Origin of the sequence: Paraburkholderia sp. BR10882 (genome assembly GCF_040948855.1) — a bacterium.
In the GTDB taxonomy this organism is placed as follows: Bacteria; Pseudomonadota; Gammaproteobacteria; order Burkholderiales; family Burkholderiaceae; genus Paraburkholderia; species Paraburkholderia nodosa_A.
Window position 1 is genome coordinate 16,381 of record NZ_JBFPKP010000033.1, and the last position, 15,510, is coordinate 31,890.

Below are 15,510 nucleotides of genomic sequence, written 5' to 3' on the forward strand. Positions count from 1 at the left end.
GACACACGCACGGCGCACAACGGCGATGCCATACCCAGGCGACGCCGCGCGAGCCAAACACGACATATACGGAGACAACGTGGAACATACTCTTTCCTCTCACGGCGCATACGGGCCCGAAGAGGCGGCGCTGCCCGCCGCCCCCCCGCAAACACTGGTCGGCAATCCCCGCTTCGCCGCGCTCGTGAAAAAGCGCCGCGCCTTCTCATGGGGACTCACCGCCTTCATGCTCAGCGCTTATTTCGCGTTCATCCTGTCGCTCGCGTTCAACGCGAAATGGCTCGGCATGCCAATCACGCAAGGCGAGCCGATGACCTGGGGGCTCCCGGTCGGCTTTGGCATGTTCGTGTTCACGTTCGCGCTCGTGGCCATCTATGTCGCACGTGCCAACGGCGTACACGACGCGATGGTCGAAGCCTGCGCCAAAGGGGAGAAGTCATGAAACGCCTGGCACTCCTCGCGTGTTATACGCTGTCGGTCGTGCCCGCCGCGGCGCAAGCGGCGCCGGCCCCGTCCATCGCACAAGGCCACAATACGCTGGCCATCGGCATGTTCCTTGTTTTCGTCGCCTCCACGCTCTTCATCACCAAATGGGCGGCGCGCAGGAACAACAGCGTATCCGACCATTATGCGGCGGGCGGCAAGATCACCGCGCTCCAGAACGGCTGGGCCATTGCGGGCGACTACATGTCGGCCGCTTCGCTGCTCGGGATCTCCGCGCTGGTGTTTACGAGCGGCTACGACGGCTTGATCTACTCGATCGGCTTTCTCGCAAGCTGGCCGATTATTCTGTTCCTGATCGCGGAGCCGCTGCGCAACCTCGGCAAATACACGCTCGCGGACGTTGTGTCATGGCGCCTCGCGCAGCGCCCGATCCGTGCGTTCGCGGCGTCCAGTTCCATCGTCATCGTGCTGCTTTATCTCGTCTCGCAGATGGTGGGCGCGGGCAAGCTGATCGAACTGCTGTTCGGCTTGCACTACAGCGTGGCCGTGGTGACGGTGGGCGTGCTGATGGTCGTTTATGTGTTCTTCGGCGGCATGCTCGCCACCACGTGGATCCAGATCATCAAGGCGGTGCTGTTGGTCGCGGGCGCGGCGTTCATGGCGTTCATGGTGCTCGCGCGCTTTGGCTTCAGCCTCAATGCGCTTTTTGCCCAGGCGGTTGCCGTGCATCCGGCGCATGACGCGATCATGCGGCCGGGCGGCCTGGTCTCCGATCCGGTTTCGGCCGTGTCACTGGGCCTCGCGCTCATATTCGGCACCGCGGGTTTGCCGCATATCCTGATGCGCTTTTTCACGGTCCGCGACGTCAAGGCTGCGCGCACGAGCATTCTTTACGCTACGGGCATCGTCGGCATTGGCTACGCCCTCATCATCGTGATCGGCTTTGGCACGATTGCGCTCGTGGCGACGGACCCAAGCTATCACACGCCTTCGGGCGCGGTGATCGGCGGCGTCAATATGGTCGCGATTCATCTCGCGCACGCGGTGGGCGGCAACGTCTTTCTGGGCTTTATCTGCGCCGTTGCGTTCTCGACCATTCTTGCCGTCGTGGCGGGTCTCACGCTCGCGGGGTCCTCCGCGATCTCGCATGACCTCTACGCGAACGTGCTGCGCCGTGGCAAGGCTTCCGAGCGCGACGAAATGCGCGTCTCGCGCATCACCACCCTCGTTCTGGGCGTACTTGCCATTCTGCTCGGGCTCGCTTTCGAAAAGCAGAATATCGCGTTCATCGTCAGCCTGACGTTTTCGATTGCCGCAAGCTCGAATTTCCCGGTGCTGCTGTTGTCGATTTACTGGCGTGGCATGACCACGCGCGGCGCCGTGGCGGGCGGCACGATTGGACTCGCCGTAGCCGTGGCGCTGACCGTGCTCAGCCCAACGGTGTGGGTGCAGGTGCTCGGCCACGCTCACGCGGCTTATCCGTACGAATATCCCGCGCTCTTCTCGATGATCTGCGCTTTCGCGGGCACGTGGCTTTTTTCGGTCACCGACCGTTCAGCGCGCGCGCAACGCGAGCGCATGCTGTTCGATTCGCAAACCGTCAGATGTGAAATGGGCGCCACGCATGGTGCGTAAGCCTCTCAAGACACTCTCAACATAAAAACAGAAGGAGACAGCGTATGGATTGCACGTGCTGTATTTCTCCGGCTCGCCGCCGTTTGCTCGGCGCACTGGGCGCGGTTGCCGGGGGAGCCGCACTCGGCGTGAGCGCCAAACCCGCGCAGGCGGCGCAAGCCGTGGCGGCGCCCATCACCCAGCGTTCGATCGATGTTCATGCGCACTATTACCCCGAATCGTACTGCGACCTCGTGGGTAAGGAAGGCTCGAAATACGGCGGCAGTTTCGTATGCGACGGGCACTCGTTCACCTTCAAGACACCGGCCGGCGGCCTGGGTCCGTTGCCGATGAAGTTCATCAACGTCGACCAACGCCTGCGGGACATGGACGCAAGTGGCGTAGACGTTCAGGCGCTCTCCCTGAGCGTCCCCATGGCGTACTGGGGCGACCGCGCGTTCAATGCGCGATTGGCGAAAACGTGGAACGCGGCCGCGTCGGACGTCTATCGCGCACACCCCACACGATTCGTCGTGCTGGCCACGCTGCCGATGCTGGACGCGCACGACGCGCTCGACGAACTCGATCGCGCAGCGGCGTTGCCGGGCGTGCGCGGCGTGTATATGGGCACGAACATCGACAATCGCGATCTCGACGATCCCCGCTTCGATCCGATTTTCGCCCGCATCGCGCAGATGGGGTTGCCGGTCTTTCTGCATCCCCAACAAACCGTCGGCGGGAGCCGCCTGGCCGACTACTACCTGAGCAATCTGCTCGGCAATCCTTTCGACACCGCCATTGCCGCGTCGCATCTGATTCTCGGCGGCGTGATGGACCGCTATCCCACGCTGGAAATCACGCTCCCACATGCGGGCGGGGCTTTGCCGATTCTGCTGGGGCGCATCGATGCCGGGTGGAACGTGCGGCCCGAAACGCGCAAGCTCGCCCAGCAGCCCAGCAGCTACGCGCGCCGCTTCAGCTACGACTCGGTTTCGCATTCCGGGCCCGTACTCGAGTTTCTCATCAAGAACGTCGGCGTGGATCGACTCGTGCTTGGCAGCGACTACTGCTTCGATATGGGATACGAACAGCCCGTGCGTTTTCTCGACCGCGTTCCACTCGACAACGCCGAACGCAACATGATCGTGGGCGGCAACGCCGCCCGACTGCTGCGCATCTAGCCGCGCCCTCCCGCCTCAATACGCGAGCGTCCCGCCACAGCGCGGGCGCTCGCGTATCTGTACGGTCTCATTTCCGTGGGCATTGCGTGGTCGCCCAATCAATCCGGCCATCACACCTGGCAAGCGCTGAGCGGGCAGAATCAAAGCCCCCGCTGGGGCCTGCGCGGCACGGAGGACCTGGGCGGCGGCAATAGCGCCGTATTCGTGCTGAAAAACGGCTTCAATCCCTACACCGGCGGCGCAAGCCAAATTGGCCGCCTGTTCGGACGCCAGGCCTATGTGGGCCTTTCCAGCCAGAGATGGGGCACGCTCACGGCCGGCCGTCAATATGACGCCGTGGTCGATTACCTCGGGCCGAATATTGCGTGGAGCTGGCTGGGCAGCGGTGGCGACAGCGACAACACGTTCAACAATATCCGCATCCAGATGTGGCCCTGCGTGTGGGCGTGCCCGACCTCGACGACCGTCTCATCGTCAAGACGCCCGGCAGAAGCGAGCGCTTTCTCGTGGCGAGCCCGGCATGGCTGCAGCGCTATGGACACCCCGCAACGCCCACTGACCTGGCACGCGCGGAATGCCTGCAATTCGCCTATAAGCCGGGCCGGCGGCAACGCTGGAATTTTCGCTCGGGCGACGCGATCGTGCCCGTTATAGTGACCGGCCAACTCGTGACCAATAACCTCGACATGATCGCGGGCGCCGCGGTTGGCGGCCAGGGCGTGGCCTTGCTGCCGAAATGGCTCGTCGCGCCCGACGTCGCGGCCGGTCGCCTCGTGAGGCTGTTCGAGGACAGCGAGATCACGGCCGACTCGGGCGAGGCATTCGTCTACGCGACCTACCTTCCCAACCGGCGCCTTTCGCGCAAAGTTCGCGCATTCATTCGATTTGTCGAGAGATTATCCATTTAGAAGGAAACACGCTACAAATTGCAATGAAGCGCGTTTACACTTGAGCACTCCATTGCGCCGTTCATTTTGTCGACGCGCCATTCAACATTAAAGAAGGGAGGCAGAACATGTACGTTTTCGGTCGAGTTTCGGTCTCCCTCGGGGGGCGTCAGGTATATCTCGATGGACAGCCGTTGGCGCTGGGCGCACGGGCGTTCGACATTCTCGAATTGCTCATTCGTGCCGAAGGCGCCATCGTGACCAAAGACGAGATCTTGCGGCTCGTCTGGCCCACCACCTTCGTTGTCGAGAATAATATTCAGGTGCATATTTCGGCGCTGCGCAAGCTGCTTGGCGAAGGATGGATTCGCACTGTCTCGGGGCGAGGCTATCGGCTCGTGCGCCCTTCGTCGCAGCCATCAAGCGCGTCGAGCACCGTTGAGGGTGCGGCCGTGCTGAAGCAGGATAGCGACAACCGCCAGCGCGCATGGGCGCTCGCCGGCCGTGAAGATCAGGCGCGCCGACTGTACGAACGGCTTCAGCACGAATCGCTCATCACGGTCACCGGGCCCGGCGGCGTGGGTAAAACGCGGCTTGCCCTCACCGTGGCGAAAGCGTGGGCCGAGGACAATCGCGCCGCTTTTTGCCACGTCGATTTCGCCGACCATATCGATCGCTGTTCCTGTTATGCGGAACGACTGCCTATGCTGTTGCAGGAACTTCGCGACGGCAGCGCCGGGATTGCGGAAATCGCGAGCGAAATTGGCGATCGGCGCATCGTGCTCGTGCTGGACAATTGCGAGCGTGAAGTGGGGAGCGTCGCCGCACTATGCGAGTGCATTCTCGCCGCGAACCGCAACGCGGTGCTGCTCGCGACCAGCCGCGAGCCGCTGCGCGCAAAGGGCGAATATCTTCACACGGTACCGCCGCTTTCACTGCCCCATGAAGGTGCGGACGAAGCGGCCATTCTCGCCAGCGGTGCCGTAACGATGTTCTTCGATCGCGCGAGAGCCACGGGAACCGAATTTCCGCAAAACCCGCAAACACTCGCGGCAATCGCCGATGTTTGCCGGCGCCTGAGCGGCCTGCCGCTCGCGCTCGAACTCGCGGTTGCGCGCGCCGCGTTGCTGGGCGCACAGGCGCTCGCGCATGAGCTACAGGGTTCTGCTTTGGGTCTCGCCGGCAGGTCGCGAACCGCGCATCCTCGCCAGCGCACCCTGCGCGCTTCGATCGAATGGAGCTATCTCCAGCTTGGCGCAGCCGAACGCGCGGTGCTGCATCGTCTGGCCGCTTTCGAGGCGCCATTCGACCTGGCCAGCGCCTGCAAAGTCGCCGCTGTCGACGGCATTCAGCGCGACACGGCTTTGGAATGCGTACACGGGCTCGCCGCAAAATCGCTGCTGACTTTGCACTCCGAAGGGGCGAACCGGCTCTACTCGCTCTTTCCCATCGTGCGCGCCTACGCTGCCGAGCGGCTGGCCGAGTCCGGGAAGCGCGTTCCCCTTGCGCCGCAAAGCCCGCTTTCGAGCGCCCTTGCACCGGATTGCGCGAACATTCGGTCACTGCGCGACTCGAACAGCAAGCTGTACTCGCATTAACGGCGGGTTCAGCGGGTTCTGAATTAATCTGCTCCACATTTCAGCACGCCGGCGATTTTCCCCAACACTACGCTAATGATTGAGCCGCCTTGCTCAATCATTACGACAACGCCTGCATTCGCTAAAAATCCTTAAGTGTTATGAACGCAGGCGGCAATCGCTGGATATGCCGAAACCTGTCCTCCATACTGCGGCTTACGCGCGAGGAATACGCTATTGCAGTATTCCTTGAATACTTCTCCAGGAGGTTCTTGCGACGGCGCATCCGCGGCCCGCGAACGCGAAGCTAACAAGCTGCCCATTCAATGACCACGCATGCCAAGCCCTCCCACCCGGTTGCCGCACAGATTGAGAATGGCGCGGCCGAGGACGCCGCTTTCCCTGGCGTGCCCTTCGACATCGCCTGGTTCGAGCGCTGCGAGAAGCGCGAACTCGACCATGCCGACGGCGTCACGACCTGCCTGCTGCGCGAGCCCGTTGACGGCAGGTATTGGCTCGCGCGCCATGCGCTGAACACGTCGGCGATCGGCTGTGAGCGCCTGAAGCGCGAACTTGCCGTCAGCGCACGAATTAGCCTCCCTTGGGGCCTGCCGCCGGTGGAGTCCGTCTGGGGTGGCGAACGCTTCGTCATCGTGTACGAGGCAGGCGCGAGCAGCACGCTCGCCTCCTCTCTGGACACTCGGCAACTCGGCCTCGAAGCGTTTCTCGCCGTGGCCGCGGGCGCAGCGCGCGCACTAGGCGAAGCGCATTCAGCGGGCCTTTGCCACGGGGATCTGAAACTCTCCAGCATCGTGCTCGCCAATGCCCAGGCCGACCTCGAAGCCGACGCCGAAGCCTGCGCAATCCGCCTGACCGGATTCGATCCCGCGCCGCCTGAGGCGTATCGCGAACGCCTGAGCGCACAGCCGTATCTGGCTCCGGAAGTCGCGCTCAATGACGCCCCTGCCGATCGCAAAAGCGCAGACCTCTATGCGCTGGGCGTGGCGCTCTACGCCCTGCTGACCGGCGAATTGCCCATCGACGCGCGAAGCGCGGCGGGTTGGTATCACGCGCGCCTCGCAATCGAACCTCTCCATCCGCGCCGACGCCGCGCGGACGTGCCCGAACCGCTCGCCGAAGTCCTGCTCAGGCTGCTCGCGAAAGACCCGCGCGAACGCTATGTCACGGCCGCTGCCGCCTATGCGGACTTGCAACGCATCCGCAACTCGCTTTGCGCGCCTGGCGGCGAAGCCCGCGTGGCCGTGGATGCCGGCGCATCGTCTCATCTCCTCAGCCTGCCTGGCCGGTTGTTTGGCCGGGCAACCGAGAAAGCCTTGCTCGACGATGCGCTTGCGCGCGTGGCCGCGACCGGCAAGACCGAAGTCGTGCTGATCTCCGGCAGCGGCGGCTGCGGAAAGTCAGCGCTCGTCGAATCGCTTTTCAACGACGTGCAGCCCCTCGGCTCTCGATTCGCGTCCGGCAAGGCCGACAAGCTTCGCACCACCATCCCTTACGCGCCGGTCGTCCAGATCGTGCGCGCCTTGACGCTGGCGCTGCTCGGCGAGGCCGACAACCTGCTCGAGTCCGTTCGCGAACGCTGGACTCAACGCCTCGAGGGGCAAGGGCGAGCGATCGCCGAACTCGTACCAGAAGTCGAACACGTCATCGGCCCCGGCGCGCCGCTTGCCGACGTGGCCGCGCCGCTCGCCCAGGCGCGTCTCGTGCGCGCGCTGCTGCACACATTCGCAGCGCTCGCACAGCCAGGCGCGCCGCTCGTCATTTTCTTCGACGACGTTCAATGGGCCGACCCCGCGAGCCTCGCGTTTCTGAGGGCGTTCTCTTCGGAACCGCCGCCGAACGTGCTGCTTCTTTGCGCGCACCGCGAATCCTCCGTCGAGCGGCCTGGCCCGCACCAGTGGCTGCGCGAGCTCGACGCATGCAAGACGATGCGCGTGACGCAAGTGCGTCTGCAAGCGCTTTCGGAGCGTGACCTCGCCGGTCTGATTGGCGCGACGCTCAACGAACCGGCCGAGCGCGTCGAGCCTCTGGCGCGCGCCGTACACGCGAAAACGGCCGGCAATCCATTCTTCTCGCGCCAGCTCCTGCGCATGCTGATCGACGACGAAGTGCTGGGCTACAGCGTCAAAGCCGCGGCCTGGACGTGGGACGAAGCGAGCATCGCGCAGCGCCTTTACTCCGACAACGTGATTGACCTGCTGATTCGCCGCTTCGATCGATTTCCGCAGGAAAGCGTGAAACTGGTCGAGTGGCTCGCCTGCGTCGGGATGCGATGCGACGTGGCACTGCTCGCGCAAATTGGCGGCATCACGCCGGGCGACGTTCATGAGCGTCTGCGCCCATTCGTCGATGCGAATCTGCTCGCGGCTCAACCCGAGGCTTACGCGTTTTTGCACGATCGCGTGCTCGAATCCGCTTACGCGCGTATCGATGCGCAAACGAAGCCGCATTATCACGCGCGCATCGCCTCCGTGATGATCGACTACTGGCGTGCGAGTCTCCCCGAGTCTGCGTTCGATATTGCCAGTCAGATCGAGCGCGCACCCAAAGAAGCGCTCGACCCCGAAACGCGGGTTGCGTATGTTCGTGTATTGATCCTGGCGGGCAAGCGCGCACGCAACGCCGCGGCCCTGGACCAGGCAACGGAATATGCCAACGTGGCCCTCGGCATGGTCGATGAACAGTGGTGGTCGAACCACTATGGCCTGACTTACGGCGCCCAACTGCTGCACTGCGAGTGTTTGCTGGCGCAGGCCAGACTCACGGATGCTCAACAACGCATCGACGCGTTGCTCGCCCACCCGCTCGCGATTCTCGACCGGGCCGGCGTGCATCGCCTCAAGGCCGTCCTGCAGACCGTCCAGTCCGATTACGAAGGCGCTTTGTCCACCGCGCTGGCCGGGCTTGCGCTGCTTGGCGTACATCTGCACCGCTCGCCAACGGCCGAACAGATGCGCGCCGCGTGCGAGTCGGTACAGATCGCGTTGCGGGGCCGCGCGATCGCGAGCGTGCGCCATCTGCCACCCTGCGAGGACCGGCGCATTCAGATCGTCATGGGCCTGCTCGCCACGCTCACTTCCTCGTTCTTCGTGACTGACGGGCTCGGCATCCTGCATCTCGCCAAGATGGTCGAACTCACGCTCGAACATGGCGTGACGCCCGAGTCGCCGTATGGTCTCGCGTGGTTCGGCGTCCTGTTCGCAGGCATGTACGAAGCGGCTGACGAAGGGCTCGCATATGGACAGGCTGCGCTGACGCTGGTCGATCAGCACGGTTTCGAAGCGCAGCGCGTGGCCACGCTCGTTGCCATCGATCAGGTCAGCGTATGGACGCGCCCGCTCTCTTTCGCGCTCGAGCACGCGCGGCAGGCGCGCGTGCTGGGGCGTGCCTCGGGCGACATCGGCATGGCCTGTTACGCGTGCAATCACATTGTTTCCGACCTGATTGCCATGGGCGAGAATTTGTCGCTCGTCGACGAAGAGGTCGAACGGGGACTCGAACTCACAGCGATCATCCAGTACCGCGATATCGAAGCGGTCCTGCTGGCACAACGCGATTTCGTTCACCGGTTGCAGCGAGCGAAGGACAGCACGGATCGACCCGAGCACACCGGCGCCGCGGTTTCGCAGATCGCCCGCTTTTTCCTGTACTTTTATGACGGCCTCGCGAAGCTATTCGCCGGAGCGTATTGCGCCGCGCGCACTCGCCTCGACGATGCGCGGGCGCTTGCCTGGACCGTGCCCGCGCATATCAACGTGGCCGACTGCCACTGGTATGGCGCGCTCGCAATTTCACGCGGGCAATTCACTTCGCACGACAGCGCGCTTTTCGAGCTTCGCACGCAGCGCGTGCAGTTCGCGCGCTGGGCCAATCAAAACGGTGCGACGTTTCGCAACAAGCTCCTCCTGATCGACGCTGAAATCGCGCGGCTCCAGGGCGATGCCTTCGGCGCGCTCGTCGCTTACGAGAAGTCCGCACAAGCCGCCGAAGCAGCGGGATTCACGCACGAACAGGCGCTCGCGCACGAATTCGCGGGCGAGCTTTGCATGGCGCATGCGCTGGAGAGCTCCGCGCGCCATCATTTGCATCAGGCAGCAATCTGCTATGGCCGCTGGGGCGCGGCGTTACCCGAGGAGCGTATTCGCGAACGCCACCCGCAACTGGCGTCCGTGGCGACCGACGAAGCGAGTCCGCGCAACGAAGTGCGGCAGCAGCCCTTTGTCGAGCTCGGCGTCGAAGCCGCGAAGGCAATCTCGGGCGAAGCCGTGACCGATCGCCTGGTCGAGAGGTTGCTGACGGGCATCACCGTGTACGCCGGGGCGCAATACGGCCTCTTGCTGCTCATGCACGACGACGGGCCGAAAATCGAAGCGTTGGCGCGCGTCGAATCGAATCACATGGCGGTCACGCTCAGATCCGTGGCACCCGACGATGAAGCCTTGCCGCTCGCCGTGCTCAATAGCGTCGTTCGCACGCGAAAGACGCTGGTGTTCGCGGAAGCAAGCGTCGAATCGCCGTCGCTGCGCGCGCGCACTAGCGCCGGGCGCACGCAACGCTCGGTGCTCTGCATGCCGCTGTTGCGGGGCGGATCGCTCGTTGGCGTCGTCTATCTGGAGAACAATCTCGCGCCTGGCGTCTTTGACCCGAGCCGCGTCGCCGGCCTTGAAGTGCTCGCGCCGCAGGTCGCGGTTTCCCTCGAAACCGCCCGCCTGTACGAAAGGCTCGTCGAGGAAAGCGAGCACCGCCTGAATGCGGAAGTCAGCCTGCGCTACGCGCGCGACGAACTCGCGCGCACCTCGCATCTCACGGTCATGGGCAGCGTCGCAGCCTCCATCGCCCACGAGGTGAACCAACCGCTCTCCGCAATCGCCACTTCGGTCGACGCCAGCCTGCGCTGGTTGCAGCGCGCCACGCCCAATCTCGAGGAAGTCGCGGCGGGCCTCGACCACATCAAGAGAACGAGCTTGCGTGCGGTCGAAATCATTCGCGCGCTGCGCGCACTCGCCAAGCAGGCGCCCGCGATTCTCGCGCCGCTACGCATGGACGACGTCGTGCGCGACGTGCTGGACCTGCTCCAACCGGAAGCACTAGCGCAGCAAATCCGCGTCGTCACCCAACTGGAAGCCGGCGACGCGATCGTTCAGGCGGATCGCGTCCAGCTGCAGCAGGTGGTGCTCAACCTGTTTACCAACGCCGTGGAGGCGATGAGCGAAACGGTGCTGGAAACGCGCACGCTTGCGATCTCCACGAGAGTGAGTGAGGGAAAGGTCGTGATGTCCGCGCGTGATCGCGGCACTGGAATTCCGGCAGACGTCCTCGAGCGGATATTCGATCCGCTCTATACGACGAAGGCGTCGGGCATGGGGATGGGCCTGGCGATTTGCCGCTCCATCGTCGAGAGCCATCACGGGACGCTCGATGCCTTTAACGTGGAGGACGGCGCCGAGTTTGTCATGACGCTGCCTATCGCCTGGCACGATGTCGCACCCCGGCGCGCGCGCAGCATTAACATTCAAGACTTTCCCGGTTACGCGCGTTAGCCTCCTGTCTGTTCGGATCCCACGCAATCCGGGTTGAATCGTGAAATCAGCGACATTCTTGAACCAAGAGCTAGCCAGCGAAGTCTTCACGGTCTATGTCGTCGAAGACGACATAGTCATGAACGAGGCCATCTGCCTGCTTGCGCGCTCCGTTGGCGTCGATGCACAGGGCTTTCTGAGCGTGCAGGACTTCCTCACTTGCAAGCGCAGCACGGGGCCGAGTTGCCTCGTGCTCGACATTCGACTGAGGGGAAGCAGCGGGCTTGCTCTGCAAGACCTGCTCAAATCGGAGCATGACCCGATTCCGGTGATTTTCGTCACCGGTCATGCGGATATTCCCATGAGCGTGCGGGCGATGAAGGCGGGCGCCATCGACTTCCTCACGAAGCCGTTTCGCGATCAGGATCTGCTCGACGCCATTGCGATCTCGCTGGAACGCGACGCCGCAAGGTTGACCCGCGAGCGGCACGATAACGATGTGCTCGCGCGCTTCGAAGCGATGATCGAGCGCGAGCGCGAGGTGATGGCCGCCGCCGCGGCCGGTAAATTGAGCAAGCAGATCGCGGACGAGCTTGGCATTAGCGAAGTCACCGTGCGCGTCTACCGCAGCAGTGCGATGCGCAAGATGCGTGCGCGTTCGTTCGCAGAACTTGTCATTCTCGCGCATCGGCTGGGGATCGTCGTGAAGGACGACCGGACGCGCCTGAATTGAAGGCTGAAGCGTGTCGGCCAGTCGTCACGCGCTTTCGCGCCCCATTCGCGACGCGCAGCAAGCGAGCACCCCAAGCAGCACGAGGGGCAAGATGAGCGCCCAGAACGAGCCCATCAACCAGCCCAGCGCCCCGCCGCCCGCGCCCAGCGCGAATGCGAGGACCGGCGGCAGCGTGCGCACGAGCCGCGTGCGCGCTTCGCCCCGGTCAATGTGCGCCGTGCCGGGCGCGAGCAGATCGAATGCATCGATCACGGCCTGCGTGACGTTGCCCGTCATCACCGTGTTCGCGGCCACGCTGCGCGTCGCGAGCCGCGCGTGGGCGTTCTGCACGCCCATGCCGGCCGCGCCCAGCAGCCCGCAAACGATGGTCAGCGGCGCATTCGCGTTCGTGATGGGCGCAGCGAATAAGCCTGCGAGCATGAAGGCAACGAGGAAAGCGATCTGCAAGAGGTAGAGGCCCACCGCGCGTGTGCTTTCGGGGCGCTCGCGCAGTGTGTCGTCGAGCAGGCGCGCGACAACAATGCCGCTCACGAACGCCGGAAACGCCAGCAGCTTGATCGAAAGGCCGTTGCCCGCACCCGCGAGCCCTGAACCGATCAGGATGAAGTTGCCGGTGACATGTGCGGTGAAAAGACCGTAGAGGGCCACGAAGCCGAGCGTGTCGACATAGCCCGCGATGAAAGCGAGCATGCCGTTCTCGCCCGAAAGCGATTCGAGCACGCTTCCCGCGAAGCGCGCTCGCGTGTTTAGTGTTCGTTGTTGCACGATGATTCGCTCGTGAGTGTGATGGATTTCATGGACGACATGTCGCGTTCTCCAAAAAACAGCGCGGCCCCTGCATCCTCTACTCCAGCCAGGGCGAACCCAGTATCTGCCCGCAAAAATTGATGCGGCGATAGTTGGGGTCGATCCGGTCCAGCACGTCGGCGCACTGATTGCCCACGGTGGTCTGTGGCCGAAAAGCGATGCCGCGCCCGAAGGCGCGAATGACTTCCTGCTTGTAGCCTTGCCCGCGAGGAAACGCCGCAAGCACGCTTGCCCGCTCGTGCTCCGTGTACAGATGCAGGTTCGCACCGATCAGATCCGTGCGAACCGCCGCCGCGAGCAGATCCGAAAGCGGCGTCACCCGCGCCGGAATGCCAGGCGATGTATGCAGGGCGATCGCCAGCCACGCGTCATGCTGCTTCTGGCTGTTCACGCCGTAGTGATGCAGCAGATGCCGGGCCGCGTCCGCGCTGTCGATTTCATAGCGCAGCGTCGAATGCGAATACGCGGGGCTCAGGCCCATGTTCGCGTACATTGCACTGACGTAAAGCGAATCCGTGTCGCATTCCATGCCCGAGCGCTGCGCCCTGAGCATCGCGAACATGAACACCCGGTTGGCGTGCCCGAGCAGAATGGGCGGCAACGTGGCCCATGCACTTTCCACAGCCGCGGTCGCCACGGGCGTGCGCGGAATCCGCACGCCAGCGACTTCGCTGACGGTGCACCACGACGCTGTTTGCATAGAAGTCCTTCCGGATGTCCCGATCGTTATTTTCGGTGGTTGACGCAAGCGCGGCGCGAGTGACGTCGATGCGTTTCATCTCAGCGTGCTCCCGTTCAAAACGCGAAGCAACTGCAACCCAGCGCGCCCCAGAACCCGTTCTGGTCCGATACCGGGGCGTTGCTGCTCCACGCCCGGCCATGCGCGTGCTGGTGAATGCCGCACAGGATCACGCAAGCATCGCTGCACGACTGCGCGGGCACGGCGGCATGAAGCGCGGTTGCCGGCTTGAAGCGCGCATAGCTGCCGAATTCGGCCACGGGCGACCACGACGGGCTCACCGGCAGCGCGGGCGGGCTCAGTGCGTCGAACTCCGCGGCGGCATAAACGATGCGTCCGCCCACGACCGTCAGCACCGAAGTCAGATGCTTGATCGACGCTTCCTCGATCGTGAAGAAGTCGTCGCTCAGCACGGCGAAGTCGGCAAACTGGCCCGGCACGAGTGCGCCCTTCCTGGTTTCGTCGTTCGAGAACCAGGCGCTTCCCACCGTGTAGCGGCGCAACGCTTCCATGCGCTCGAGCCGGTCGCGCTGCGCGTACATCGGCGTGCCGCCCACCGTGCGCCCCGAAATGAGCCAGTAGAGCGAAACGAAAGGGTTGTAGCTCGCCACGCGCGTGGCGTCCGTACCCGCGCCCACGGGCAGGCCCGCTTCCAGCATCTTGCGTACGGGCGGCGTGTGGGCCGCCGCTTCGGCGCCGTAGCGCGCGATGAAATACTCGCCCTGGTAGGCCATGCGATGCTGCACGGCAATGCCGCCGCCCAGTGCCGCAATCCGCTCGATGTTGCGGTCCGAAACCGTTTCGCAATGGTCGAAGAACCAGCGCAGGCCGTTGAAGGGCGTGTCGGCGTTCACGCGCTCGAACACGTCGAGAAAGCGGCTGATCGACTCGTCGTAGGTCGCGTGCAGGCGCCACGGCCAACGGTTCTGCACCAGCAGGCGCACCACGCCTTCCAGCTCCTTCTCCATCTCCTCGGGCAGATCGGGGCGTGGCTCCAGGAAGTCCTCGAAGTCGGCGGCCGAAAAGACCAGCATTTCGCCCGCGCCATTGACCTTCAGGAAGTCGTCGCCTTCGCCTGGGCGCGTGGCCTTAACCCAGCGCGCGAAGTCCTCGATCTCGCGCTTCGCGTTCTGCGTGAAGAGGTTATAGGCGATGCGGATCGTGAGTTGCTCGCGGCGCGCGAGTTCCATGATGACGGCGTAGTCGTCGGGGTAGGCCTGGTAGCCGCCGCCCGCGTCGATCGCGCTCGTCACGCCGAGGCGGTTCAACTCGCGCATGAACTGGCGCGAGGAATTCATCTGGTCGTCGATCGGCAGCTTGGGGCCCTTGGCAAGCGTGGCGTACAGCAGGCCCGCATTGGGTCGCGCGATCAGCATGCCGGTGGGGTTGCCGCGACGGTCGCGCTGGATCTCGCCGCCCGGCGGATTGGGCGTGTCGCGCGTGTAGCCGACGGCGCGCAGCGCAGCCGCGTTCAGCAGCGCGCTGTCGTAGAGGTGCAGGATGAATACCGGCGTGTCCGGCGCGATAGCATTGACCTCTTCAAGCGTGGGACCGCGCTTTTCGGCGAACTGGAATTCGTTCCAGCCGCCCACCACGCGCACCCATTGCGGCACGGGCGTGCGCGCGACCTGCGCGCGCAGCATCTCCAGCGCGTCCTGCAACGAGGGCACGCCGTCCCAGCGCAACTCCATGTTGAAGTTCAAGCCGCCGCGAATCACATGCAAGTGCGAGTCATTCAGGCCGGGAATCACGGTGCGGCCGTTGAGGTCGATGCGGCGCGCGTCGTCGCGCGCCCATTGCATGACGTCGCGCTCGTTGCCGGACGCGACGATCTTGCCGTCGGCAACCGCGAGCGCCGTGGCGAACGAGCGGCGCTCGTCCTGCGTCGCGATCTTGCCGTTGTAGATCACCAGGTCGGCAATACGCCGAGGTTGATCGGATGCGCTCATCGACGCTCTCCTGTGTCTTGAGGGAGTTCTTTTGCAGTCCGA

The 15,510-nt window shown here is 64.1% G+C and carries 10 protein-coding genes and 1 pseudogene; 8 read left to right on the forward strand and 3 right to left on the reverse strand.

The features are described from left to right. The first annotated feature begins 79 nt into the window (after positions 1 to 79). The 8 genes and pseudogenes from AB3X99_RS38775 (at position 80) to AB3X99_RS38810 (ending at position 11,973) form a co-directional block, all read left to right on the forward strand. The gene (locus tag AB3X99_RS38775; protein ID WP_368661821.1) at positions 80 to 442 is read left to right on the forward strand and encodes a DUF485 domain-containing protein; all 363 of its coding nucleotides are present in this window, start codon (positions 80 to 82) and stop codon (positions 440 to 442) included. After that, a complete protein-coding gene (locus AB3X99_RS38780; RefSeq protein WP_368661822.1) occupies positions 439 to 2,079 on the forward strand; it encodes a cation acetate symporter in 1,641 nt (546 codons plus the stop codon). Before AB3X99_RS38775 ends, AB3X99_RS38780 begins: the two co-directional genes overlap by 4 nt. Before the next feature lie 44 nt (positions 2,080 to 2,123). Next, complete coding sequence (locus AB3X99_RS38785; protein ID WP_368661823.1) at positions 2,124 to 3,239, forward strand: amidohydrolase family protein; 1,116 nt, start codon at positions 2,124 to 2,126, stop codon at positions 3,237 to 3,239. 69 nt (positions 3,240 to 3,308) lie between these two features. Then, positions 3,309 to 3,629, forward strand: a pseudogene (locus tag AB3X99_RS38790) (porin); the annotation flags it as partial. Positions 3,630 to 3,667: 38 nt separating this feature from the next. Beyond that, on the forward strand, positions 3,668 to 4,147 hold the full coding sequence (locus tag AB3X99_RS38795) for a substrate binding domain-containing protein (protein WP_368661824.1): 480 nt from the start codon (positions 3,668 to 3,670) through the stop codon (positions 4,145 to 4,147). Between the two features lie 107 nt (positions 4,148 to 4,254). Further along, complete coding sequence (locus tag AB3X99_RS38800; protein WP_368661825.1) at positions 4,255 to 5,724, forward strand: winged helix-turn-helix domain-containing protein; 1,470 nt, start codon at positions 4,255 to 4,257, stop codon at positions 5,722 to 5,724. A 305-nt stretch (positions 5,725 to 6,029) separates the two neighbouring features. Then, a complete protein-coding gene (locus AB3X99_RS38805; RefSeq protein ID WP_368661826.1) occupies positions 6,030 to 11,261 on the forward strand; it encodes an AAA family ATPase in 5,232 nt (1,743 codons plus the stop codon). 58 nt (positions 11,262 to 11,319) lie between these two features. Next, complete coding sequence (locus AB3X99_RS38810; protein WP_368602939.1) at positions 11,320 to 11,973, forward strand: response regulator transcription factor; 654 nt, start codon at positions 11,320 to 11,322, stop codon at positions 11,971 to 11,973. A gap of 24 nt (positions 11,974 to 11,997) precedes the next feature. Here the strand turns inward: AB3X99_RS38810 and AB3X99_RS38815 are convergent, their stop codons facing one another. The 3 genes from AB3X99_RS38815 to AB3X99_RS38825 all read right to left on the reverse strand — a co-directional run bounded on the left by AB3X99_RS38815 (position 11,998) and on the right by AB3X99_RS38825 (position 15,468). Further along, a complete protein-coding gene (locus AB3X99_RS38815) occupies positions 11,998 to 12,663 on the reverse strand; it encodes a YoaK family protein (RefSeq protein ID WP_368603058.1) in 666 nt (221 codons plus the stop codon). Positions 12,664 to 12,817: 154 nt separating this feature from the next. Further along, the gene (locus tag AB3X99_RS38820; RefSeq protein ID WP_368602938.1) at positions 12,818 to 13,480 is read right to left on the reverse strand and encodes a phosphohydrolase; all 663 of its coding nucleotides are present in this window, start codon (positions 13,478 to 13,480) and stop codon (positions 12,818 to 12,820) included. A 95-nt stretch (positions 13,481 to 13,575) separates the two neighbouring features. Further along, positions 13,576 to 15,468, reverse strand: a complete 1,893-nt coding sequence (locus AB3X99_RS38825) for an amidohydrolase (protein ID WP_368661827.1) — start codon at positions 15,466 to 15,468, stop codon at positions 13,576 to 13,578. Between the last annotated feature and the right edge of the window lie 42 nt (positions 15,469 to 15,510).

What these genes read in the sequence shown, in the direction of transcription:
- AB3X99_RS38820 (WP_368602938.1), bottom strand. Translation starts at nt 13,480, where the DNA reads ATGCAAACAGCGTCGTGGTGCACCGTCAGCGAAGTCGCTGGCGTGCGG.
- AB3X99_RS38825 (WP_368661827.1), bottom strand. Translation starts at nt 15,468, where the DNA reads ATGAGCGCATCCGATCAACCTCGGCGTATTGCCGACCTGGTGATCTAC.
- AB3X99_RS38805 (WP_368661826.1), top strand. Translation starts at nt 6,030, where the DNA reads ATGACCACGCATGCCAAGCCCTCCCACCCGGTTGCCGCACAGATTGAG.
- AB3X99_RS38815 (WP_368603058.1), bottom strand. Translation starts at nt 12,663, where the DNA reads ATGCTCGCTTTCATCGCGGGCTATGTCGACACGCTCGGCTTCGTGGCC.
- AB3X99_RS38780 (WP_368661822.1), top strand. Translation starts at nt 439, where the DNA reads ATGAAACGCCTGGCACTCCTCGCGTGTTATACGCTGTCGGTCGTGCCC.
- AB3X99_RS38785 (WP_368661823.1), top strand. Translation starts at nt 2,124, where the DNA reads ATGGATTGCACGTGCTGTATTTCTCCGGCTCGCCGCCGTTTGCTCGGC.
- AB3X99_RS38800 (WP_368661825.1), top strand. Translation starts at nt 4,255, where the DNA reads ATGTACGTTTTCGGTCGAGTTTCGGTCTCCCTCGGGGGGCGTCAGGTA.